The following is a 21,544-nucleotide window of genomic DNA, read 5'->3' as shown; positions in this document are numbered from 1 at the left end:
TAGAAAATCCAGACGATATAGATATTCTGTTGGAGCGCGGCTTGCCCGCGAAGAATGATGACGCGTTGTATCCTCCTGATCGCGTCGCTTCATTCGCGGGCAAGCCTCGCTCCAATAGGCTCACAACTTCGCCAGCGACGCCTCTGGCGCAACCACTTCCCCGCCCAGCACCACGGCCTTGTCGTCCAGATAGATATCGCAACGGCGTAGCGGGATGTCCATGTGGCAAGGCGTCTTGCGGGTGCCGCCGACTTCGGTATTGGGACCGGTAGAGAACAGGAAGTTGCCATAGAACGCACGGGCATCCATGCACATGCCGTCATTCTTGTCGTGCAGGCCCATGGCGGTCCATTGCGCGCGCGGCTGCAAACCCCAGCCAATGTGGGAGATGCCGTACACCTCGGGATCATTGAAGTACTTCATGTAATCGCGCAGGTATTCAGCCTCGAAACCGCCCTTGATCTCGGTAATGAAGCCCTTTTCGATTTCCAGAATGATCTGTTCCCGGGAGTAATTCTTGAACGGCAGCAAGATGTCGCCTACGTCGATAACCAGCACGCCTTCCGCGGTTTCTTCGTTTGGCCAAGAGAACAGAAAGCCGCTGGGCCAGTGATCCCAGCGTCCTGGCTCATCGGCAAATCCATACTCGGTGACAGACGGATACTGACCGAGTTGAGCGCGGAAATCGCTGCCCGCCCTGGACTTCACATGAATGGAGCGGGCTTCCTTGAGCACCTGCTCGGCGGCCAGCACCCGCTCCTTATCAGCCAGGGTCGGCAGCATGCGGGCCAACACTTCCGGTGGCTCTACCGCGAGCAAAATCCGTGTACCGGTCTTGAGGATCTGCTCCTGCTCCGGGGAGTGCAGCAGCATCATGGTGTCGATCACCAAATCAGCCGCTTCAAGGGCCCGTTGCGCCGCAAGATTGCCGGTCAGCGCGGTGTCGCCGCAGTAAGCGGTCATGTCATTACCCATGGCCTTGGGATGGTTGAACGATGGCAGTTCAACGGCATATACCTTGGCCCCCAGACGCTGGGAAGCCTCCATCGCAGCACGCACGGTTCTGGGGTTTGAATAATGGCTCTTGAGCACCGCCACGCTCTGGGTCGCATCGACCTTGGACAAGGCCAGCACGTGCTCGAACATCTGAGTCAATTCGCAATCGCTTACCGCCATTTCATTTCTCCTTCGTCGTGCCTCGACGCTGTGATGTTTCGTATCTGCTTTCGCCGCCTTCACGCACCAAAGAAAGGCGCAGCGCTACAAGTCAGTGCATTTTTATAGTGTGTACACCCTATATTTACGATAAGACATCAATCGGAAGCGGTCTGCAATAGCCACGCCAGATTGTTACCCACTCACACAAACCAATAAAAATAGGGTTACATTGAGTGACATCGATAAATAACCCGCGAATTATTTTTTCGACAAAGCTATTCCAATCAGAAAAAAAGAGCGTATACACTTTAAAAACACCTCGGGACGACCATCACCTCCCGACCATCAAAGACTCCGTTACGAAGGAAACAGCCCATGCCAGATACGCAAAAAATAGCCATCGTCGGTGCAGGTCTGGGTGGGGCAGCAGCCGCCACGCTATTGCAGCAGGCGGGCTTCAAAGTCGACATCTACGAGCAGGCGCCGGAGTTCTCGCGGATCGGTGCAGGGATCCATATGGGTCCGAACATCATGAAAATCTTTCGCCGCATGGGCATCGAACAGCAACTCAGCGACATGGGCTCGCACCCTGATTTCTGGTTCAGCCGTGACGGTGCCAGCGGCGATTACATGTCACGTATTCCGCTGGGTGAGTTCGCTCGCAAGGAATACGGCGCGGCCTACATCACCGTGCATCGCGGCGACCTGCATGCCTTGCAGATGTCGAGCATTGCACCCGGCAGCGTGCACTTCAGCAAGTGCCTGAGCACCCTGGAGGAAACTGCCAATGGCGTGCGCCTGAGCTTCACCGACGGCAGTACCGCCGAGGCGGACATCGTGATCGGTGCCGACGGCATCAATTCGAAAATTCGTGAAGAGTTGCTCGGTCAGGAAGCACCGCTGTACAGCGGCTGGGTAGCGCATCGGGCGCTGATTCCCAATCACGTGCTGAGCAAATACAACCTGGATTTCGAAAACTGTGTGAAATGGTGGAGTGCCGACCGGCACATGATGGTTTACCACACCACGGGTAAACGCGATGAGTACTACTACGTCACCGGCGTGCCGCATCCTGCGTGGGAGTTCGAGGGCAACTGGATCGACAGCAGCCGCGAGGAAATGTACGAAGCGTTTGCCGGTTACCACCCCACCGTGCAGGCGTTGATCGAGTCCAGCGAAACAGTGACCAAATGGCCACTGCTCAATCGCAATCCGCTGCCAATCTGGAGTCGCGGGCGCATGGTGCTGCTGGGCGACGCCTGCCATCCGATGAAACCGCACATGGCCCAGGGCGCAGGCATGGCGATTGAGGACGCCGCGATGTTGACCCGCTGCCTGCAAGCCACCGGTCTGAGCGATTACAGCACCGCATTCGACCTCTACGAAACCGCACGCAAGGATCGCGCTTCACGTGTTCAGGCCGTCTCCAACGCCAACACCTGGCTGCGCACCCAGGAAGATCCGGCCTGGGTATTCGGCTACGACCTGTATGGTCACGAACTGAAATCGGCGGTGCCAGCGTGAGTACTTTTATCTACGGCGGCAACGTCCAGGCCAACGGTATCCGTCAACATTACTTGCGCTACGGCGGGCCGCCCCACAACAACAAGCCCGCGCTGATTCTGATCCCGGGCATCACCAGCCCGGCGATCACCTGGGGCTTTGTTGCCGAACGGCTGGGTCAGCACTTCGATACCTACGTGCTGGACGCTCGCGGGCGCGGGCTCTCCTCCACCGGGCCGGAGCTGGATTACAGCGTCGACACCTGCGCCGATGACATCGCGGCGTTTGCTGCGGCCATGGACCTCGGCGCCTATCACCTGGTCGGCCATTCCATGGGCGCACGGTTTATCGCCCGGAGCGCTGTGCGCCAACCTCAAGGCCTGCAAAAGCTGGTATTGATTGACCCGCCCGTCTCTGGACCCGGCCGCCGCGAATACCCGTCAAAACTGCCGTGGTACGTGGACTCGATTCGCCAGGCGCAGTCGGGAATGGACGCCGAGGCCATGCGCGCGTTCTGCGCCACCTGGACCGATGAGCAACTGCAACTGCGCGCCGAATGGCTGCACACCTGTTACGAACCGGCGATCGTCCGCGCCTTCAATGACTTTCACGAAGTCGATTTTCATCAGGACCTGCCAAAGCTGCCGGTGCCTGCACTGCTGATCGTCGCGGGCCGTGGCGGTGTGATTCTGGCTGAAGACGAGGCGGAAATCCTTGAGCTGCAACCGGGCATGCGCATCGCCCATGTCGCGAACGCCGGGCACATGATCCCTTGGGATGATCTGGAAGGATTCTTTGCAGCTTTCGGTGACTTCCTCGGTGAAACCATCGCCTGAACCTGCAGCCTTGAGCGGAACAGAAAACGGAGTGCACGATATGAGCGAGCAACAATCTGCCGATGCCAACTATCAGGGCGTCTGGGGCCAGCGTATTGGCTTCGGCAACAAGCCAGCCTTGTTGATGATCGACTTCATGCAGGGCTACACCCAACCGGGCGCGCCGCTGTATGCACCGGGCGTGGTCAGTGCGGTGGCCGAGAGCGTCGAATTGCTGGCCTGTGCCAGAAAGAACGGGATACCGGTGGTGCACACCAATATCCGCTACCATGCCGGGCATTTTGCTGACGGCGGCATCTGGGTCAAGAAGGCCCCGGTGATGAAAGACATGGTGGACGGCAACCCGCTGGCCGCATTCTGCGAAGAAGTTTTGCCCAACGCCGACGAGGTGGTGATCAGCAAGCAATACGCCAGTTCGTTTTTCGGCACCAGCCTGGCATCGATGCTGCACGCACAAGGGATCGACACCGTGGTGTTGGCCGGTTGCTCCACCAGCGGCTGCATTCGGGCGACGGCAGTGGATGCGGTTCAACATGGTTTCCGGACCATCGTGGTCCGCGAATGCGTCGGCGACCGTCACCCCGCTCCACATGAAGCAAACCTGTTCGATATCGACAGCAAGTATGGGGATGTGGTTAACAAGGTGGAGGCGATGAAGCAGCTGCAAGCTTCAAGCGCCAAGCTACAAGAAAAAAGCTGAACTCACCGCCTCTTGCAGCTTATAGCTTGAAGCTCGCAACTGCCGTTAAGAACCAGGCCATAGAGCTCTGGTCAGGTCGACACCGGCCGAACCCACTGGGTGGACGCTTCGAAAGAGCGCTTTCCAGTCTTCTGACACTGCCTTTGGAAGCCGCATGCCAGCGCTGCCGAAGTGCCTGATACATGCGGCTAAACAAAAACGATAGGTTCCGCCAGGAGACCACCATGCCCTCTGCGAATGTGAATACAACAGCGACTGACATCGCTGACCCCATCAAAGCGATGTATCGCAAGATCACCTGGAAGCTGATTCCGTTCCTGTGCTTCTGCTATCTGGCTGCCTATCTGGACCGGATCAACATCGGCTTCGCCAAGCTGCAGATGCTCGACCAGCTGCACTTCAGCGAAACCGCGTTTGGCCTGGGTGCCGGGCTGTTCTTCGTGGGCTACATCCTCTTCGAAGTGCCAAGCAACCTGGTGCTGGAGAAAGTCGGCGCAAAGATCTGGATCGCCCGTATCATGATCACCTGGGGTCTGCTGTCGGCCTGCACCATGCTCGTCACCACGCCCATGCAGTTCTACATCCTGCGTTTTCTGCTGGGTGCCGCAGAAGCCGGTTTTCTGCCTGGGGTGCTGTTTTACCTGACCACCTGGTTTCCCACGTATCGACGCGGACGCATCATTGCCCTGTTCATGATCGGCCTGCCGCTGTCGAGTGTGATCGGCGGCCCGCTGTCCGGCTGGATCATGGGCCACTTTGACCAGACTGCCGGGCTGCGCGGCTGGCAGTGGCTGTTCATACTCGAAGCGATTCCGAGTGTGGCGCTGGGCATCCTGACGTTCTGGGCATTGCCGAACAACCACAATGAAGCCAAATGGATGAACGCCGAAGAGAGGACCTTGCTGGAAAGCGAACTGCGCCTGGATGAGGCTGAAGCCAAAGACAGCAAGCACAGCTTCCGCGACGGCTTTTTCAACCTCAAGGTCTGGATGCTCGGCGGTATCGACTTCTCTATCCTGCTCAGCGCCTACGCCATGGGCTTCTGGATGCCGACGTTTATTCGCAACGCAGGTGTAGTCGATACGTTTCATATCGGTGTACTGACAGCCTTGCCAAGCATTGCAGCGTTGCTGGGTATGTTGCTGATCGGTGCCAGTTCGGACCGCTATCGCGAGCGTCGCTGGCACATCATCGTGCCGTTCCTGATCGGCTCGGTAGCCATGGCCAGCAGCACCTTCTTCACCCATAACCTGGTGGCGACGGTGGCGCTGTTTGCTATCGCTTCGGCAGCGATTATCGGTGCGGTGCCAGTGTTCTTCAGCTTGCCTGCCACCTTCCTCAAAGGCCGCGCCGCCGCCACCGGTTTCGCACTGGCGTGCTCACTGGCAAACATCGCCGGACTGGTCAGCAACTCGCTGATGGGGATCGCCATCGACATCACCGGCAGCAGCGCTGGCGCCATGTGGTTCTTCGCCGGATGCCTGATCCTGAGCAGCTTTCTGGTGATCGCGCTGCCCGCGAAGCTGGTGAATCGCTGAGGCAGTTGATTTGGGATGGTATCGCCCTGTGGGAGCGGTGCTTGCCCGCGATAAGGCTGGACGCGGTTCACTTAAGATCGCGCCCAGCCTTATCGCGGGCAAGCACCGCTCCCACCGGTATCGCGTTTCAATCGAGATGGACGCATTTTTTCTTAAGAGAGTCCCGCACATGCAACAGCTGATTCTCGGTGGCGCACGCTCCGGCAAGAGCAAGCTGGCTGAAAGCCTTGCCGCTGGCTCAGGGCTGGAAGTGATTTACATCGCCACCAGCCAGCCGGTAGATGGCGAACTGAATCAACGCGTCGCCTTGCATCGCGAGCGTCGGCCTGACACCTGGGGCCTGATCGAAGAACCCATCGAACTGGCGCAGGTTCTGCGTGACAACGCCAGCGTCGATCGCTGCTTGCTCGTGGATTGCCTGACCCTGTGGTTGACCAATTTGCTGATGCTTGAAAACACCGAGCGTCTGGTGCAAGAGCGTCAGGCGTTACTCGACTGTCTGGCGCAATTGCCGGGCGAAATCATTTTTGTCAGTAACGAAACCGGGCTGGGCGTGGTGCCCCTCGGTGAGCTGACTCGTCGTTATGTCGATGAAGCGGGCCTGTTGCACCAAGCCCTGGCCGAACGTTGCCAGCGTGTGGTGCTGACCGTTGCCGGTTTGCCACTGACATTGAAAGGATCCGCATTATGAGTAACTCGTGGTGGCTTGAGCCCGCGCAGGCGATCAACGTTCCGGTCCGGGAGGAAGCCCTGGCGCGTCAACAACAACTGACCAAACCCACCGGTTCCCTCGGGCAACTGGAGCGCGTCGCGGTGCAGTTGGCCGGTCTGCAAGGTCGAATCAAACCCAAGGTCGACGCGGTGTGGATCGCTATTTTTGCCGGTGACCACGGTGTTGTTGCAGAAGGCGTTTCAGCTTACCCGCAAGAAGTCACCGGCCAAATGCTGCACAACTTCGTCACCGGCGGGGCTGCAATCAGCGTGCTTGCCCAGCAGTTGTCGGCGCAACTGGATGTGGTGGATCTGGGCACTATCAGCCCTTTGGATTTGCCGGGAGTACGCCACCTGCGCATCGGTGCCGGTACCGCGAACTTCGCCAAAGCCCCTGCGATGACTCAAGAACAAGGCCTTCTGGCATTGCAGGCCGGGCGCGACAGTGTGCTGCGGGCCAAGGCGGTGGGCACTGAACTGTTTGTTGGTGGCGAGATGGGCATCGGCAATACCGCTGCGGCCAGTGCTGTGGCCTGTTCGTTGCTCGAGTGCGCGGCGCAGTTGTTGGTCGGGCCTGGCACCGGTTTGAATGCAGCGGGCATCAGCCATAAGACGGACGTCATCGAGCGAGCGTTGAAGTTGCACGCCGAGCAGGCTGGCGATCCGCTGCAGAGTCTGTTCTGTCTGGGCGGCTTTGAAATTGCGGCGCTGGTTGGTGCGTATCTGGCCTGTGCTCAGGAAGGCATTACCGTGCTGGTGGACGGTTTCATTTGCAGCGTCGCGGCACTGGTCGCCGTGCGTCTGAACCCTGCGTGCCGTGACTGGCTGTTGTTCGGTCACCGTGGCGCTGAGCCGGGCCATCGTCACTTGCTGGAGACCTTGCAGGCCGAGCCGCTGCTGGATCTGGGCATGCGTCTCGGTGAGGGCAGCGGCGCAGCATTGGCGGTGCCGCTGGTGCGTCTGGCCTGTCAGTTGCACAACGGCATGGCGACCTTCGCTGAAGCCGCAGTGGCAGATCGTCCCGCATGATCCTGCATCTTGATATGTTGCGTCACGGTGAGACCGAACTGGGCGGCGGCATGCGCGGCAGCCTGGACGATGCCTTGACCGACATCGGCTGGGCGCAGATGCGTACAGCGGTGGCGCAGGCGGGTCCATGGGACCGGATCGTCAGTTCGCCATTGCAACGTTGCGCGCGTTTTGCTGAAGAACTGGCCGAGCGCCTGACATTGCCCTTGAGCCTGGAGCCGGGCTTGCAGGAATTGCATTTCGGCGATTGGGAAGGGCACAGCGCCGCGCAGTTGATGGAAACCGACGCTGAAGGTCTGGGCCTGTTCTGGAATGATCCTTACGGCTTCACGCCACCCAATGGCGAACCTGTCATTGAGTTTTCGGCGCGGGTGTTGGCTGCTGTCGAACAACTGCATCAAGCCTATGCGGGCGAACGTGTTTTGTTGATCAGCCATGGCGGCGTCATGCGCCTGTTGCTGGCAAAGGCCCGCGGCTTGCCTCGTGAGCAATTGCTGCAGGTCACGGTCGGGCATGGCGCGCTGTTGGCGATTAATGTTGCTGCTGGTGGTGTGTTGAAGCCGGCCTTATAGCAAATCGATGACCTGTAGAAGCCGTCCCGGTGCCCCTGACACCGCTCTGCCTCGCAGCACATAGGGCCCTGTAGGAGTGAGCTTGCTCGCGATAGCGTCAGGCCAGGCGGTAATTTTTCAACAGGTCTACCGTTATCGCGAGCAAGCTCACTCCTACAGGCTACGTGTTTGCTGCGAGACTGCGCGGGCAGTTCCTACAGTGGCAGCATTCCAATTTTAGTTATGATTTGATAGCGGGGAAGCCTGACATGTTGCCGTTCTGGATCGCTCTGCAGTTCCTCAGCAGTTTGCCCGTCACCTTGCCCGGCATGCCCAAGCCAGAGGAGATGGGGCGTTCGTTGCTGTTTTATCCGCTGGTGGGCGTGCTGTTCGGTGTGGTGTTGTTGGGCTTGAATACGCTGCTCAGTGGCGCGCCTGTCATGCTTCATGCTGCATTGCTCTTGACCGCCTGGGTGTTGCTCAGCGGCGGACTGCATCTGGACGGACTTGCCGACAGCGCTGATGCCTGGCTCGGTGGCTTTGGCGACCGCGAACGCACCTTGACCATCATGAAAGATCCCCGCAGTGGACCGATTGCGGTGGTCACACTGATTCTGGTGCTGCTGCTTAAGTTCACTGCGCTGCTGGCGTTGATTGAAAGTCAGAACTCCATAGCGTTACTGCTGGCACCAGTGCTGGGTCGTAGCGCCATGCTCGGTCTGTTTCTTTGCACGCCTTACGTCAGGGCTGGCGGGTTGGGGCAGGCGCTGGCTGACCATTTGCCGCGCTCGGCGGGTAAACAGGTGCTGGTGGTCTGCGCGGTGGGCTGCGTGCTGGTTGCCGGTTTATCGGGCCTGTACGTTCTGGCTGCCGCCGCTGTCTGTTTCTTCTGGCTGCGGCACCTCATGCTCAAGCGCCTGGGCGGCACCACTGGAGACACGGCGGGCGCATTGCTGGAGTTACTCGAAGTGGCGGTTTTGATCGTGCTAGCAGTGGCGCTTGCTGATTGATAATGCAATTCCTGTGGGAGCGGTGCTTGCCCGCGATGCAGACGCCTCGGTCCAACAGACACACCGCGTTATCGTTCTTCGCGAGCAAGCACCGCTCCTACAGACAGCATGATCCCTGTGGGAGCGGTGCTTGCCCGCGATGCAGACGCCTCGGTCCAACAGACACACCGCGTTATCGTTCTTCGCGAGCAAGCTCGGCTCCTACAGACAGCATGATCCCTGTTGGAGCGAGGCTTGGTCTGGGCGGCACTCCGACGAATCAAACGCCTCAGTCAGCCAGATACACCGCGTTATCGTTCTTCGCGGGCAAGCACCGTTGCTACAGACAGCATGATCCCTGTGGAAGCGGTGCTTGCCCGCGATGCAGACGCCCCGGTCCAACAGACACACCGCGTTATCGTTCTTCGCGAGCAAGCACCCACAGGAGATCGCATTACCAATCAAGCAGCAGCTGTGTGCCTGCTGGAAAGAGCCAGCCCGATCACATTGACACCCCCATCCCCCACCGCGTAGCTTTCACACATTCTGTTACGGGTATATCCACGTAATAATGCTTCAGCGTGTGAGCGGGAGAACAACAATGACATCCGTGTGGCGTACCAGTGGCTGGATCCTGCTAGGCAGCGCGTTGATTCTGGCGCTGTCGTTGGGTACGCGGCATGGCTTTGGTTTGTTCCTCTCCCCCATGAGTGCAGACTTCGGTTGGGGCCGTGAGGTCTTTGCGTTTGCTATCGCATTTCAGAACCTGATGTGGGGCTTGGCGCAGCCGTTCGCGGGTGCGTTGGCCGACCGCTTCGGCGCAGCGAAAGTGGTATTCATCGGTGGCATTCTTTATGCCGTCGGCCTGATGTTGATGAGCATGGCCGACACGCCGCTTAGTCTGTCATTGAGCGCGGGGCTGCTGATCGGTATTGGTCTGTCCGGCACTTCGTTTTCAGTGATCCTGGGTGTCGTCGGCCGTGCACTTCCCCCTGAAAAGCGCAGCATGGGCATGGGGATCGCCAGTGCAGCAGGTTCCTTCGGTCAGTTCGCGATGCTGCCCGGTACTCTGGGGCTGATTGGCTGGCTGGGCTGGTCCAGTGCCTTGCTGGTGCTTGGCGTATTGGTAGCGCTGATTCTGCCGTTGGTGATGATGCTCAGGGATAGCCCGGCGCCGCTTGTGGGTGGCGAGCAAACCCTGAGTGACGCGTTGAGGGAAGCCTGTTCGCACTCGGGCTTCTGGTTACTGGCGCTGGGTTTTTTCGTTTGTGGTTTTCAAGTGGTGTTCATCGGCGTGCATTTGCCAGCGTATCTGGTGGATCAGCATCTACCCGCCAAGGTCGGTACCACTGTGCTGGCGCTGATCGGCTTGTTTAATATCTTCGGCACGTACACCGCAGGCTGGCTGGGCGGGCGCATGTCCAAGCCGCGCTTACTGACCGTGCTGTATTTGCTGCGCGCTGTGGTGATCGTGTTGTTTATCACGCTGCCCCTCAGTGAAACCTCTGCTTATCTGTTTGGCGTGGCCATGGGTCTACTATGGCTCTCTACAGTCCCGCTGACCAACGGCACCGTCGCCACCTTGTTCGGCGTGCGTAACCTGTCGATGCTCGGTGGTATCGTGTTCCTGTTCCATCAGTTGGGTGCTTTCCTCGGCGGATGGCTGGGAGGTGTTGTGTACGATCGGACCGGGAATTACGACTTGATCTGGCAAGTGTCGATACTGTTGAGCCTGCTGGCGGCGGGGTTGAACTGGCCCGTGCGTGAACGCCCGGTTGCCCGATTGCAGGCGCAAGCAGCATGAGCCGATTGTGGTTCTGGGGCGCAGGCCTGGCTGGGGCACTGACGCTGGCACTGATCTGGTGGGCGTGGCAAAACGTTGGACTCGCTGCTTTGCAACTGGGCGTGGGTTCTTGCCTCTAGGCATTTGGCCGGGCGCGGGTTAGTTTGTCCCATAGACAACAATGACTGCGCCGCACGGGCGCTCGGGATGCCTTATGCACATTCGCTGGATTGCTCTGCCCGTTCTTATGTTCGCTTTAGGCGGCACAGCCATGGCTGCCGATTGCCCGGCGCTGCTGCAAGGCGAGTTGCCCAAGCTGCGCGCCAAGGAAAATATCAACCTGTGCGAGCGCTTTGCCGGCAAGCCAATGCTGGTGGTCAACACCGCCAGTTTTTGCGGTTTCGCCCCTCAGTTCAAAAGCCTTGAAGCATTGAATCAGCGTTTCAAAGGGCAGGGCCTTGAAGTACTTGGCGTGCCGTCCAATGACTTCAAGCAAGAGTCCAAGGATGGCGAAGAGACCGCCAAGGTCTGCTACGTCAATTACGGCGTGACCTTCACCATGACCGAGCCACAACCCGTCAGAGGCGACGACGCTACCCACCTGTTCAAAGTGCTGGCCGAGCAGAGCAACGCGCCGCGCTGGAATTTCTACAAGTACGTGGTGGATCGCAAAGGCAATGTAGTCGCCAGCTTTTCCAGCATGACCACCCCGGATGACCCGGAGCTGATTGCTGCCGTTGAGAAGGCTATCGCCTCCAAACCTTGATTCAGTTGTAACGAAAAAGCCCCGCAACCATTGCTGATTGCGGGGCTTTTTGTTGACTCGCAAAGTGCCGGGTCAGCCCGTTGCGGTCGATGGATCAGAAGCGGTAGGTGATTGAGCTGCCCACACCGTGAGCGGTGTTGCGGAAGTCCGCGTTGTAAGTGCCTTTTTGCGCGCTGGAATCACGGATCTTCGCTTCATCTTCGCGCAGATACGAGTACGCAACATCGATGGTCAAGTTGTCATTCGGGCTCCAGCCAGCGCCGAAGCTGATCGCTTTGCGGTCACCGGTAGGAATGCGCGGCGAGCGGTTTTCGTTATTGGTGGGCGATTGATCCACCGAGAAACCGGTGCGCAAGGTCCATTCCTTGTTGACCTTATAGGCGGCGCCAATGGCGTGAGCCCAGGTGTCATGCCAGTTCTGAGGCTCGGAGATGGTGCCGATAGTTGGGGTCAGCGGGCCTGGTACGCCGCTGTTTTTCACGTCGATGCTTTCCAGACGACTCCAGCGAGTCCATGTACTGCCCGCATAAAGTGTCCAGTTTGCGTCCAGCTCATGGGTGACCGAGAAGTCGACGGATTCAGGCGTGGTCAGATCCAGCGAGGCGTCGTACTTCTGGCCGCTGAATGGACCGAAGTTAGGGCCGGAGATCTTGGTGTCGCCGTCGAGCTTGTATTTAACCTTGGAGTGGTAGGTTGCGCCCACTCGGGTGCTGTCGGTGGCCTGTACCAGGATGCCGACGTTGAAACCCAACGCAGTGTCATCACCTTTGACCTTGACCTTGCCGTCGTTGATCGGCCCGGTTACGCGGTTAAGGGCTGAGGAGGTCAGCTCGCCATCGATACGGTTGATGGTTGGGCCAAAACCAATGGACACCTTGTCGTTGAATGCATAGCTGATGGTGGGCTGGAAGGTGACGACCTGAACGTGGCTCTTATCCGCAAAATAGCGACCGGCGAAGCTGCTTTCGTAGTCAGTGACCAGACCAAATGGAACGTAAACCCCCACGCCAAAAGCCCAGTGATCATCAATTGGCTTGACGTAATACCCCATCGGAACTCCGACGACCGGTACCATATCGCCATCATTGCTACCGCCAAAAGAGCTGCTGGCGTTATCAATATCGGTCTTGGCGATGATTGCTGCTGCGCCAACGCTGACTTGTTCGCGCTTGAGACGGGACATACCGGCAGGGTTGCCGAATACCGTGCTTGCATCATCGGCAGAGGAAGAGCGGCCCGCAAAACCGGTACCCATTCCGCTGATGCTTTGTTCGTTGATAGCGAAGCCAGCGGCGAACAGCTGAGAGGCAGCCAGGCTGACGGTGAGGCCAAGTGTGGTCTTGAGCATTACTTTTTTCATTATTAGAACTCCATGTTGATCACCGCGCGAAAACTACCAACATTTCTCAGATTGCGCCATAGTCCGAATGGCCTGATCTAGAGCGTTTTTTGTAGGACAATCCGCGGAAGATGTCGCGATCTGTTTGTATTGATATCTGCTTTAAAGTCATTCACGCCGGGTGCGAAAGTGGCGTCACACAGGTTTGCCACGCGCTCATGAAATCCCGTAAACGGCCTTGGGGCTGAAATATTTCGCGCCATATTTTGGCCATTATGCGGGGATCTTCATCGGCGGGCAGACGAGATCCTTGAGCCTCGACCATCAACCAGGCGATGGCGGTGGAGTAACGCAGATTGACGGTCAGCTCCAGGTGCGGCCCGGTGAGAAAAGCATGCTGACTGGCCAGACCACGAACCAGACTGGCCAGTTCGGGATCGAGCGCCAGATAGTTATCCCAGAGCTGCCGATGACGGCCTTCGGATATGCTGTAGAGGCCATGCCCGCGGCGGCTGTCCAGCGCAGCACCGAGATGGGATTGACTGGCGGCGACGGCGAGCAGGAATGACTCGGCGCGCGGGCTATGCCGACCCAGATACAACAAAGTGGGCCGGATCACGTGGCGGGATAAATCTCTGGCATCGATTCCCATGACATCCTCGGGAAGAAGTGACCGGCGGGCCCGGACGTATGGCAGCGACAACAGGATCAGGCCCGACGGAAGCGATCTCTATCGCCTGAGTTGAAGTGTAGTGTCATATTCCGCGTGTAAAGGACTGTTTTTAAGTTAATTCCTGCCGGTCATCGGTTCCTATATAGCCCTTGGCGATAGCGGGTGTGAGCAACGTCGGGACGAAAAAAAGCCCCGCCTTGATGGGCGGGGCTTTTTATTCCAGCGAAAACGAACGGCGTATCAGGCGATGAGGGCCTGACGGGTACGCTCGATCACGGCCTGCAGCGGCTCTGCGCTGGAGTACTGATCGGGGTACAGACGCTCGGTGTGACGAGCGATGCCGTGTTCGTTGACCAGGGTGAAGCTGAAGCAGCCTTTGCGAGCGGCCATGATCAGACAGTTCATTGGGGCAAAAGCGTTGGTCAGTGTATGGATAGCGTGTTGAGTCTGATGATGAGTAGTCATTATTAAGGTGTTTCCTAAAACGACACGGAACATTACCGTGCAAAAATAAACGTTCCAGTAAACGCGGGCGATCCTGATGTGCAGGATATGGCTGGGCGAAGAACCTGTCTGGAACAAAAGCAGCCAGTTGAAGCGCACTTTATCGTATGGCGCTCGGGCTGACCGGTAGGTACTTAGGAGGGCAGGCAACACAACAAGAGCAAAGGTTCGACGCTCTGGGTGCAGATCCTGATCAATTGCAGGCTGGTTTGGTCAGGCCATGGATGATTGCACTGTCACTCCCGTCTGAGGGTAGTCGGCATGCAGGCCATGTCTGGAAACCATCGAGGTGGTCGATCCCTTGTTGTCAGCAACTTCCTTACGTTTTGAAGAAAGTTTGCCGGGGGACTTTTTCGACCAAAAAAATTGACTTTCAGCTTGGTACTAACGGCGATGATGGTAACGGAGTTGCCAAGGCATTGGAAGTGCGCTGGTGAAAAAATATACAGAGAAGGACGTCCGTTCGTCGCCGACCCCGCGCAATCCATGGCTCCAGTTGAGATCGACTTTCAATAGTGAGCACTGTGTCGCGCGTTTTCAGGAAAAAAATCCCGGCCCGAGATTGACTTGTGCACATTGGCGCAAACTGCTGCCACATCACTGTCATATGCGCTTCTAAGGGCTTGATTTAGCGTGGTGAATTATTAAGTCAATGAAAAACATCAAATTTTTTTGCTGGTGAAAAAATCGTCAGTTTGAGCGCAGGCCCCATTCTATCTACGTTTGCGAGGCGCGAGGGGCGGTTGTCCACTGAGTTATCCACAGCTTCTGTGGATTGTCCCGAGCGCTCGCTCTACAACGCACCTTTCGCTGCCTGCCTCTTTACCTCTGTGAGAAAAAGTGTAGAGTTGCGCGCCTCCTGATTTGCCCCCGTTGTGTTTATGAAGTCTCGTCCTGATCCATCGCACGAATCTCAAGCTGTCGCCCGCGAACCCGCACGTTTCTCCCTGCGTGTCGCGTTATGGTTGCTGGATAACCCGCGCTTGAATCAAAAGCCCAGCATTAAACACTTAGCCGGTCGCCTGCTCAAACAACCTGCGCGCAGCGGAGTGGTGGTTGCACAAAGCCGCTTGGGGCAAATGCTCTGTCGTGATTGCGGCAACACCCGTGACCGTCGCATTGGCCACGAGCTATTGCGGCAGGCGGCTCGTGCCGGAGATTGCAGCGCTCAATTCGAATACGGTCGGCTGTGTGCTCAAGCGCCTATCAACGAGCCGCAGCAGGCGCGCCACTGGCTGGAACTGGCCTCGGCCAAGGGCTCGCAGGACGCCCGGCATTTGCTCGGTCAACTGGACCGCCGCTAGGCCCCGCGCAATCCGCTGCTGACGCACACGCTGCATCGCGCATAATGCTGCATGAATCCGGCATCTGGAGTCCCTATGGCAATGGATTTGAACAGCCTGCTACTTGGGCTTGGTGCAGCGGCTTTGCCATTGTTGGCTTTGGCCTGGCAACTGCAGCGCAAACTGACTCAGCAACAAGCGGACACCGCGCTGCTCGACGAGCGACTGAGCACTGCGCAAATGGCTCAGGACGGATTGAATGCGCAGCTTGATGCCAGCCGCGATGAGATCAGTGATCTGAGTCAGGCCAACTCCGTCAAGCAAGCTGACCTGGCCGCAACGCGTCGTGAAGTCGAGCTGCTGCGCCATGAGCGCGATAATGCTCAGGCCGCTGCCCAGGACTGGAATCACGAGCGTGCTAATAAAGAGGCGGAGTTGCGTCGTCTGGATGTGCAATGCGCGGCGTTGACTGCCGAACTGCGCGAGCAACAGGAAAACCATCAACAACGCCTGAACGATCTGCAAAGTTCTCGGGATGAGCTGCGGGCTCAATTCGCGGAAATGGCCAGCAAGATTTTCGACGAGCGCGAGCAGCGCTTTGCCGAGACCAGTCAGCAGCAGCTCGGCCAACTGCTTGACCCTCTCAAGGAGCGTATTCAGTCGTTCGAAAAACGCGTGGAGGAGAGTTATCAGGCCGAAGCCCGTGAACGGTTTTCTCTGGGCAAAGAGCTGGAGCGCCTGCAGCAGCTCAATCTGCGACTCAGCGATGAAGCGACCAACCTGACGCGCGCCCTAAAAGGGCAGAAGACCCAGGGTAACTGGGGTGAACTGATTCTTGAGCGCGTGCTTGAACATGCCGGTCTGGAAAAGGGACGCGAATATCAGACCCAAGTCAGCCTGAAGGGACCGGACGGCGAGCGCTTTCAGCCTGACGTGTTGATCATGTTGCCCGGCGACAAACAAGTGGTGGTGGATGCCAAAGTCAGCCTCACGGCTTATCAGCAGTACATCAGTGCCGACGACGATGTGATCGGTCAGACCGCGCTGAAGCAGCATGTGCTCTCGCTGCGCAATCATGTCAAAGGCTTGTCAGGCAAGGATTACAAACGTCTGGAAGGGCTGCACAGTCTGGATTTCGTGCTGCTGTTTGTGCCGATAGAAGCGGCATTTTCCGCAGCCCTGCAAGCTGAGCCCAATCTGTTTCAGGAAGCTTTTGATCGCAACATCGTGATCGTCAGCCCGACGACCTTGCTGGCTACCTTGCGGGTTATCGACAGCTTGTGGAAGCAGGAGCGTCAAAGCCAGAACGCCCGGGAAATCGCCGAGCGTGCCGGATGGCTGTACGACAAGTTCGTATTGTTCATCCAGGACCTGGATGAAGTCGGCAGCCGCTTGCAGCAACTGGACAAGGCCTACAGCGCCGCCCGCAACAAACTGACTGACGGGAGAGGCAACCTGGTAAGCCGCAGTGAACAACTCAAGTTACTTGGCGCCCGCGCCAGCAAGAACCTGCCTGCTGATTTGCTGGAGCGAGCCATGACCGATGATGAGGGGCTGGTGCAGTTGCCGGAGTGATGTGGTGGTTTATTCATGGCTGACCGCGTCATCGTTCATTGTCGGAATGCCGCCCAATTGTTGGCGAGAAGGGCTGCGCGGTGTTTCAGTCATCACGCCTCGCGAACAAGTTCGCTCCTGCCGTTTGGCGCGGTGTCGGTTGTCCGGGTAGGAGGCAACTTGTTGGCGAGAGGGGGCTGCGCGGTGTTTCAGGCATGACGCGTCTCGCGAACAAGTTCGCTCCTGCCGTTTGGCGCGGTGTCGGTTGTTCGGGTAGGAGGCAACTTGTTGGCGAGAGGGGGCTGCGCGGTGTTTCAGGCATGACGCCTCGCGAACAAGTTCGCTCCTACCGTTTGGCGCGGTGTCAGGTTGTTCGGGTAGGAGGCAACTTGTTGGCGAGAAGGGCTGTGCGGTGTTTCAGGCATGACGCCTCGCGAACAAGTTCGCTCCTGCCGTTTGGCGCGGTGTCAGGTTGTTCGGGTAGGAGGCAACTTGTTGGCGAGAGGGTGATGCGCGGTGTTTCAGGCATGACGCCTCGCGAACAAGTTCGCTCCTACCGTTTGGCGCGGTGTCGGTTGTCCGGGTAGGAGGCAACTTGTTGGCGAGACGGGGCTGCGCGGTGTTTCAGGCATGACGCGTCTCGCGAACAAGTTCGCTCCTACCGTTTGGCGCGGTGTCAGGTTGTTCGGGTAGGAGGCAACTTGTTGGCGAGAGGGGGCCGCGCGGTGTTTCAGGCATGACGCCTCGCGAACAAGTTCGCTCCTGCCGTTTGGCGCGGTGTCGGTTGTTCGGGTAGGAGGCAACTTGTTGGTGAGAGGGGGCTGCGCGGTGTTTCAGGCATGACGCCTCGCGAACAAGTTCGCTCCTGCCGTTTGGCGCGGTGTCGGTTGTCCGGGTAGGAGGCACTTGTTGGCGAGAAGGGCTGCGCGGTGTCACCGTCTGTCGCATAAATACGCGGCATCGACACAAGAAATGTCACATTGAACACATCGTGAAAGATGTTTTTCCGCAAGACTGCGCGAGCAGGCGTAAAGTGTGAGTTGGCACTACTATTTATCTGTAACAAGCGGCTTGAAAATAGGGTCGTTAAGTATTTCCCTGAAGGGGGGCTATATGGACACTAAATTGCAAGATTGGCTTCATGATCTCGGGGTCGCTCTGGGTTTGATCGAGCGCCCTAAATTGCAACCTGTACCGGTGCGCACCGACGACGACAAGCGGCGCCGTCAGCCTCAGCGTCGGTAGTCATCACCGCGCCACATCCCTCCCGGGACGCGTCCGCGTCCCGCAGCAGTGTTCAGGTCTGATGACCTTGAAACTACCTGAATGCGCTTTTGCCGATGAATAACGCACATCGCTGTTACTTCTGCAGGCTGACAAAGATGTGATCAATCAACGCCATCACCGTCGTGCTCTCAGGGTGCTTTAGCGCTTCCTCTTTTTCCCGTTTCTTGACGTTGATTCCAGATTCGTGAAGTTTCTTGAAAAGCTCATCAATATCTTCCTCGTCAAGAACGAGGTCTTCGAGCGTTCGACTCTCTCGAATCACTGACTTGTCGACGAGGATAACCCCAAGGGCACCCTCGACATGCCGCCGAACTTCGTCTCGATCCATGATAATCCCCTGTTCTGTCGTTGGAGATCAGCCCTGACTTCCGTAAAAACAGAGGGTGTGTCCAGTCGATCATGCCTTTAAGGCTAGCTCATATTCGCCAATATCCTTGTCATCCGTCGTCTTCGCGGGCAAATAAAAAAGGATGCCCTGAGGCATCCTTTTTGTAGCGAAGTGCAGATCAGCGATGTGCCACGCCCGGCAATACGCAGAGCATTTCGTAGAGCAGGTTGGCACCCAGTAAAGAAGTGTTACCGGTGGTGTCGTAAGGCGGAGAGACTTCCACCAGATCGCAACCAATCAGATCCAGACCCTGGCAGCCGCGAATGATCTCGATAGCCTGAATCGTGGTCAGCCCGCCAATTTCCGGGGTTCCGGTACCGGGTGCCCAGGCCGGGTCGATGCCATCGATGTCGAAACTCAGATAAACCGGGCCGTCGCCGACTTTTTCTCGCACTTCGGCCATCAAAGGTGCCAGCGACTTGTGCCAGCATTCCTCGGCCTGGACCACACGGAAACCCTGTTTGCGGCTCCAGTTGAAGTCTTCGGCGGTGTAACCCTGAGCGCGCAGACCAATCTGCACGACACGGTCGCAATCCAGCAGACCTTCTTCAACGGCGCGGCGGAATGTGGTGCCGTGAGCGATTTTTTCGCCAAACATGTGATCGTTGACGTCGGCGTGGGCGTCGATATGCACCAGTCCGACTTTGCCGTGCTTCTTGTGGATGGCCCGCAGGATCGGCAGGGTGATGGTGTGGTCGCCCCCTAGCGTCAGAGGGATTACGTCATGGCTGAGGATTTCGTCGTAGGCTTCTTCGATGATGCGGACGGCATCCAGCAGGTTGAACGTATTGATGGCGACGTCACCAATGTCCGCAACGGACAGCGAATCAAACGGCGCAGCCCCAGTGGCCATGTTGTAGGGGCGAATCATCACCGACTCGGCGCGAATCTCCCGAGGACCGAAGCGAGTACCTGCGCGCAATGAAGTGCCGATATCCAGCGGAACCCCGACAAATGCGGCGTCCAGGCCTGCGGCGGTTTGCAAATGCGGCAAGCGCATCATGGTGGCGATACCGGCGAAGCGCGGCATTTCGTTGCCGCCCAGTGGCTGGTGAAAAATCTTGTCCACGAGAGTGCCTCAGCGTTGGTTTCAATGAGGTCGATTTTGCGAAGCATAGGGATGAGGAACAATCGCTGGGGCGAAATACTTAGTTCAGGAATTTCAGAACTAAAGGGGTTTTGGGCTAAGCTGCGCGACAAATTCAGATAGGGATCAATTCTGCTTTTGAGCTGGATTGATCCCTGTAGGAGCTGCCGAAGGCTGCGAAAACGGTGTGACATGACAACTGAATTCGAAGCCTTCGGCAGCTCCTGAAAAAACGACATGCGATCTTTTTCTACCGGACCCCGCCATGCCCAGCGCTTTACCCGACCTCAAACTCCTGCGGATTTTCGCCAGCGTGGTGCGTCATCAAGGCTTTGCCAGTGCGCAACAGGAGTTGAACCTGTCGACCTCGGCAATCAGCACTTATATGAGTCAACTCGAAGCGGCGCTTGGCATCGTCCTGTGTCATCGAGGCCGGGGTGGCTTCAGCCTGACCAGCAAAGGTGAGCTGTTCCATCAGGAAACCCTGCGTCTTTTGGGGGAGCTGGAAGGCTTCGAGCTTTACGCCGCAGCGCTCAAGGGCGAACTGCGCGGTACCTTGAACCTCGGGGTGCTGGACTCCACCGTCAGTGACCGGGCTTTGCCGTTTGCTGAAGTGATCGGTGCGTACAGCGCCGAGCATCCCGCTGTGCATCTGCATTTGTCAGTGATGAGCCCTTACGAGTTACAACTGGGCGTGCTGGATAACCGTCTGGATCTGGCCATTGGTTCGTTTTCCACACGCATGAACGGCTTGCTTTATCAGCCGCTGTATCGCGAGCAGCACTGGCTGTATTGCAGTAATCGCCATCCGCTGTTTACCGAGCGACGTATCCCTGAGCCTGTCATCGCCCAGCAACGGATGGTTGGACGCGGTTACTGGAGCCAGGCCGAGCTGGCCCGACACGGTTTCAAGCACAGCGCTGCCACCGTCGAAAGTATGGAGGCGCAGTTGATCCTGGTGTTGTCGGGCGCTTACATCGGTTACTTGCCGGAGCACTACGCGCAATCCTGGGTGGACTCCGGGCACCTGCGCGTTCTGCTGCCAGCGACGTTCGGCTATCAGGCACCGTTCTCCATGATCGTGCGACGCGGACGCAGCCGCGAGCCATTGATTCAGACCTTCCGCGATTTGCTCAAAGCGCAACTCAACCCGATCTGAGGAACACCGATGTCCCGCCCGCGTTGCGAACGCTGTTTGCGTCCCGAAAGCCATTGCCTGTGCTCACTGATCCCGCAGCTGGATAGCCGCACGCGTGTACTGGTTTTGCAGCATCCCAGTGAAGTGAACCATGCGCTGAATACCGCGCGGTTGGCGGCGCTGGGCCTGAACAATTCGCAGTGGATAGTGGGTGAGGTTTTCGAGGATCTGCACGCGTTACTCAATCCGCCGGGCTATCGGCCGTGCCTGTTGTTTCCGGGGGAGGGCGCGCAGCATCTGGTGGCTGAGCCACCGGACAATTTGCCGATTCTGTTGGTGGTTCCTGACGGGACCTGGCGCAAGGCGCGCAAGCTGTTGCATCTGAATCCGGAGCTGGCTGCGTTGCCGCGAGTGACGCTGGGCACCGCTCCTGAATCGCGCTACCGCCTGCGAAAAGCACCGGGACCGGATGCGCTATCGACCCTGGAGGCGATTACCTATGCCTTGGAGATTATCGAAGCCCCGCGTTCATTCGCGCCCTTGCTGGTGCCGTTCGAGGCGCTGATCGACCAGCAGATCGCAGCCATGGGCGATGAAACCTACCAACGCAATCACGTTGAACCGCGCAAAGCTGATGCTGACTAAAACACTTGTCAGCATTCTCACTGCGCAACTGTAACTGTGTCGTCAGGCTCATAGGGCCTAGACTGTCGCTCTGCTTTATATC

At 57.9% G+C, this 21,544-nt stretch carries 22 protein-coding genes; 16 read left to right on the top strand and 6 right to left on the bottom strand.

Features of this window, described 5'->3' with window-relative positions; genetic code table 11:
- Positions 1 to 120 precede the first annotated feature (120 nt).
- Entirely contained in the window at positions 121 to 1,176 is a 1,056-nt protein-coding gene (locus tag H8S59_RS10970) for a 2,5-dihydroxypyridine 5,6-dioxygenase (protein WP_187521420.1), read from the bottom strand.
- A 357-nt stretch (positions 1,177 to 1,533) separates the two neighbouring features.
- Here H8S59_RS10970 and H8S59_RS10965 point away from each other — a divergent pair, with 357 nt between their 5' ends.
- The 11 genes from H8S59_RS10965 to H8S59_RS10920 all read left to right on the top strand — a co-directional run bounded on the left by H8S59_RS10965 (position 1,534) and on the right by H8S59_RS10920 (position 11,564).
- The gene (locus H8S59_RS10965) at positions 1,534 to 2,682 is read left to right on the top strand and encodes an FAD-dependent monooxygenase (RefSeq protein ID WP_187521419.1); all 1,149 of its coding nucleotides are present in this window, start codon (positions 1,534 to 1,536) and stop codon (positions 2,680 to 2,682) included.
- Positions 2,679 to 3,497, top strand: coding sequence for an alpha/beta fold hydrolase (locus H8S59_RS10960; protein WP_187521418.1), 819 nt, complete (start codon positions 2,679 to 2,681; stop codon positions 3,495 to 3,497). The genes H8S59_RS10965 and H8S59_RS10960 overlap by 4 nt, the downstream gene beginning before the upstream one ends.
- Before the next feature lie 40 nt (positions 3,498 to 3,537).
- Positions 3,538 to 4,197, top strand: coding sequence for an N-carbamoylsarcosine amidohydrolase (locus H8S59_RS10955; protein WP_187521417.1), 660 nt, complete (start codon positions 3,538 to 3,540; stop codon positions 4,195 to 4,197).
- A gap of 224 nt (positions 4,198 to 4,421) precedes the next feature.
- The gene (locus H8S59_RS10950) at positions 4,422 to 5,735 is read left to right on the top strand and encodes an MFS transporter (protein WP_095102538.1); all 1,314 of its coding nucleotides are present in this window, start codon (positions 4,422 to 4,424) and stop codon (positions 5,733 to 5,735) included.
- Positions 5,736 to 5,904: 169 nt separating this feature from the next.
- Positions 5,905 to 6,426, top strand: coding sequence for a bifunctional adenosylcobinamide kinase/adenosylcobinamide-phosphate guanylyltransferase (gene cobU, locus H8S59_RS10945; protein ID WP_187521416.1), 522 nt, complete (start codon positions 5,905 to 5,907; stop codon positions 6,424 to 6,426).
- Complete coding sequence (gene cobT / locus H8S59_RS10940) at positions 6,423 to 7,475, top strand: nicotinate-nucleotide--dimethylbenzimidazole phosphoribosyltransferase (RefSeq protein WP_187521415.1); 1,053 nt, start codon at positions 6,423 to 6,425, stop codon at positions 7,473 to 7,475. Before cobU ends, cobT begins: the two co-directional genes overlap by 4 nt.
- Complete coding sequence (cobC, locus tag H8S59_RS10935; RefSeq protein WP_187521414.1) at positions 7,472 to 8,047, top strand: alpha-ribazole phosphatase family protein; 576 nt, start codon at positions 7,472 to 7,474, stop codon at positions 8,045 to 8,047. Before cobT ends, cobC begins: the two co-directional genes overlap by 4 nt.
- A 248-nt stretch (positions 8,048 to 8,295) precedes the next feature.
- Positions 8,296 to 9,036, top strand: coding sequence for an adenosylcobinamide-GDP ribazoletransferase (locus tag H8S59_RS10930; protein ID WP_187521413.1), 741 nt, complete (start codon positions 8,296 to 8,298; stop codon positions 9,034 to 9,036).
- A 580-nt stretch (positions 9,037 to 9,616) separates the two neighbouring features.
- Positions 9,617 to 10,819, top strand: a complete 1,203-nt coding sequence (locus tag H8S59_RS10925; RefSeq protein ID WP_214658287.1) for an MFS transporter — start codon at positions 9,617 to 9,619, stop codon at positions 10,817 to 10,819.
- The gene (locus H8S59_RS27070) at positions 10,816 to 10,938 is read left to right on the top strand and encodes a hypothetical protein (protein WP_281391285.1); all 123 of its coding nucleotides are present in this window, start codon (positions 10,816 to 10,818) and stop codon (positions 10,936 to 10,938) included. Before H8S59_RS10925 ends, H8S59_RS27070 begins: the two co-directional genes overlap by 4 nt.
- A 74-nt stretch (positions 10,939 to 11,012) precedes the next feature.
- Positions 11,013 to 11,564, top strand: a complete 552-nt coding sequence (locus tag H8S59_RS10920; RefSeq protein ID WP_122805736.1) for a glutathione peroxidase — start codon at positions 11,013 to 11,015, stop codon at positions 11,562 to 11,564.
- Between the two features lie 94 nt (positions 11,565 to 11,658).
- On the opposite strand, the gene H8S59_RS10915 is transcribed toward H8S59_RS10920, so the two are convergent.
- The 3 genes from H8S59_RS10915 to H8S59_RS10905 all read right to left on the bottom strand — a co-directional run bounded on the left by H8S59_RS10915 (position 11,659) and on the right by H8S59_RS10905 (position 14,041).
- Positions 11,659 to 12,924 (bottom strand): OmpP1/FadL family transporter, encoded by a 1,266-nt coding sequence (locus H8S59_RS10915; protein WP_095094888.1) that lies wholly within the window; start codon positions 12,922 to 12,924, stop codon positions 11,659 to 11,661.
- A 151-nt stretch (positions 12,925 to 13,075) separates the two neighbouring features.
- A complete protein-coding gene (locus H8S59_RS10910; protein WP_095094885.1) occupies positions 13,076 to 13,555 on the bottom strand; it encodes a hypothetical protein in 480 nt (159 codons plus the stop codon).
- A gap of 261 nt (positions 13,556 to 13,816) precedes the next feature.
- Positions 13,817 to 14,041: a hypothetical protein gene (locus H8S59_RS10905; RefSeq protein ID WP_027902063.1), complete on the bottom strand. Its 225-nt coding sequence runs from the start codon at positions 14,039 to 14,041 to the stop codon at positions 13,817 to 13,819.
- A 920-nt stretch (positions 14,042 to 14,961) separates the two neighbouring features.
- Between H8S59_RS10905 and H8S59_RS10900 the strand changes: the two genes are divergently transcribed.
- From H8S59_RS10900 to H8S59_RS27155, 3 genes are all read left to right on the top strand, one after another.
- Positions 14,962 to 15,384, top strand: a complete 423-nt coding sequence (locus H8S59_RS10900) for a tetratricopeptide repeat protein (RefSeq protein ID WP_187521412.1) — start codon at positions 14,962 to 14,964, stop codon at positions 15,382 to 15,384.
- A 189-nt stretch (positions 15,385 to 15,573) separates the two neighbouring features.
- The gene (locus H8S59_RS10895) at positions 15,574 to 16,938 is read left to right on the top strand and encodes a DNA recombination protein RmuC (RefSeq protein ID WP_176469873.1); all 1,365 of its coding nucleotides are present in this window, start codon (positions 15,574 to 15,576) and stop codon (positions 16,936 to 16,938) included.
- Between the two features lie 1,092 nt (positions 16,939 to 18,030).
- On the top strand, positions 18,031 to 18,162 hold the full coding sequence (locus H8S59_RS27155; protein WP_141230148.1) for a PA1414 family protein: 132 nt from the start codon (positions 18,031 to 18,033) through the stop codon (positions 18,160 to 18,162).
- A 115-nt stretch (positions 18,163 to 18,277) separates the two neighbouring features.
- Here the strand turns inward: H8S59_RS27155 and H8S59_RS10890 are convergent, their stop codons facing one another.
- Both H8S59_RS10890 and speB read right to left on the bottom strand, forming a co-directional pair.
- Positions 18,278 to 18,532, bottom strand: coding sequence for a hypothetical protein (locus H8S59_RS10890; RefSeq protein ID WP_095094875.1), 255 nt, complete (start codon positions 18,530 to 18,532; stop codon positions 18,278 to 18,280).
- Between the two features lie 178 nt (positions 18,533 to 18,710).
- Positions 18,711 to 19,661 carry an agmatinase gene (gene speB, locus H8S59_RS10885; protein WP_087272316.1) on the bottom strand — a complete coding sequence of 317 codons (951 nt, stop codon included), beginning with the start codon at positions 19,659 to 19,661 and terminating at the stop codon, positions 18,711 to 18,713.
- Positions 19,662 to 19,944: 283 nt separating this feature from the next.
- On the opposite strand from speB, the gene H8S59_RS10880 reads away from it, so the two are divergent.
- Together H8S59_RS10880 and H8S59_RS10875 are read left to right on the top strand one after the other, a co-directional pair.
- On the top strand, positions 19,945 to 20,838 hold the full coding sequence (locus tag H8S59_RS10880) for a LysR family transcriptional regulator (protein ID WP_027902059.1): 894 nt from the start codon (positions 19,945 to 19,947) through the stop codon (positions 20,836 to 20,838).
- A gap of 9 nt (positions 20,839 to 20,847) precedes the next feature.
- Positions 20,848 to 21,462, top strand: coding sequence for a tRNA-uridine aminocarboxypropyltransferase (locus tag H8S59_RS10875; protein ID WP_187521411.1), 615 nt, complete (start codon positions 20,848 to 20,850; stop codon positions 21,460 to 21,462).
- Positions 21,463 to 21,544 lie beyond the last annotated feature (82 nt).

This window comes from Pseudomonas folii, assembly GCF_014357575.1.
Classification (GTDB): domain Bacteria; phylum Pseudomonadota; class Gammaproteobacteria; order Pseudomonadales; family Pseudomonadaceae; genus Aquipseudomonas; species Aquipseudomonas folii.
This window is presented reverse-complemented; position numbering and strand designations above follow the sequence as displayed.

What these genes read in the sequence shown, in the direction of transcription:
- H8S59_RS27070 (WP_281391285.1), top strand. Translation starts at nt 10,816, where the DNA reads ATGAGCCGATTGTGGTTCTGGGGCGCAGGCCTGGCTGGGGCACTGACG.
- H8S59_RS10875 (WP_187521411.1), top strand. Translation starts at nt 20,848, where the DNA reads ATGTCCCGCCCGCGTTGCGAACGCTGTTTGCGTCCCGAAAGCCATTGC.
- H8S59_RS10880 (WP_027902059.1), top strand. Translation starts at nt 19,945, where the DNA reads ATGCCCAGCGCTTTACCCGACCTCAAACTCCTGCGGATTTTCGCCAGC.
- H8S59_RS10925 (WP_214658287.1), top strand. Translation starts at nt 9,617, where the DNA reads ATGACATCCGTGTGGCGTACCAGTGGCTGGATCCTGCTAGGCAGCGCG.
- H8S59_RS10910 (WP_095094885.1), bottom strand. Translation starts at nt 13,555, where the DNA reads ATGGGAATCGATGCCAGAGATTTATCCCGCCACGTGATCCGGCCCACT.
- H8S59_RS10970 (WP_187521420.1), bottom strand. Translation starts at nt 1,176, where the DNA reads ATGGCGGTAAGCGATTGCGAATTGACTCAGATGTTCGAGCACGTGCTG.
- H8S59_RS10965 (WP_187521419.1), top strand. Translation starts at nt 1,534, where the DNA reads ATGCCAGATACGCAAAAAATAGCCATCGTCGGTGCAGGTCTGGGTGGG.
- H8S59_RS10950 (WP_095102538.1), top strand. Translation starts at nt 4,422, where the DNA reads ATGCCCTCTGCGAATGTGAATACAACAGCGACTGACATCGCTGACCCC.
- H8S59_RS10920 (WP_122805736.1), top strand. Translation starts at nt 11,013, where the DNA reads ATGCACATTCGCTGGATTGCTCTGCCCGTTCTTATGTTCGCTTTAGGC.
- cobT (WP_187521415.1), top strand. Translation starts at nt 6,423, where the DNA reads ATGAGTAACTCGTGGTGGCTTGAGCCCGCGCAGGCGATCAACGTTCCG.
- H8S59_RS10915 (WP_095094888.1), bottom strand. Translation starts at nt 12,924, where the DNA reads ATGAAAAAAGTAATGCTCAAGACCACACTTGGCCTCACCGTCAGCCTG.
- H8S59_RS10890 (WP_095094875.1), bottom strand. Translation starts at nt 18,532, where the DNA reads ATGGATCGAGACGAAGTTCGGCGGCATGTCGAGGGTGCCCTTGGGGTT.
- H8S59_RS10905 (WP_027902063.1), bottom strand. Translation starts at nt 14,041, where the DNA reads ATGACTACTCATCATCAGACTCAACACGCTATCCATACACTGACCAAC.
- H8S59_RS27155 (WP_141230148.1), top strand. Translation starts at nt 18,031, where the DNA reads ATGGACACTAAATTGCAAGATTGGCTTCATGATCTCGGGGTCGCTCTG.
- cobC (WP_187521414.1), top strand. Translation starts at nt 7,472, where the DNA reads ATGATCCTGCATCTTGATATGTTGCGTCACGGTGAGACCGAACTGGGC.
- H8S59_RS10930 (WP_187521413.1), top strand. Translation starts at nt 8,296, where the DNA reads ATGTTGCCGTTCTGGATCGCTCTGCAGTTCCTCAGCAGTTTGCCCGTC.
- cobU (WP_187521416.1), top strand. Translation starts at nt 5,905, where the DNA reads ATGCAACAGCTGATTCTCGGTGGCGCACGCTCCGGCAAGAGCAAGCTG.
- H8S59_RS10955 (WP_187521417.1), top strand. Translation starts at nt 3,538, where the DNA reads ATGAGCGAGCAACAATCTGCCGATGCCAACTATCAGGGCGTCTGGGGC.
- H8S59_RS10900 (WP_187521412.1), top strand. Translation starts at nt 14,962, where the DNA reads ATGAAGTCTCGTCCTGATCCATCGCACGAATCTCAAGCTGTCGCCCGC.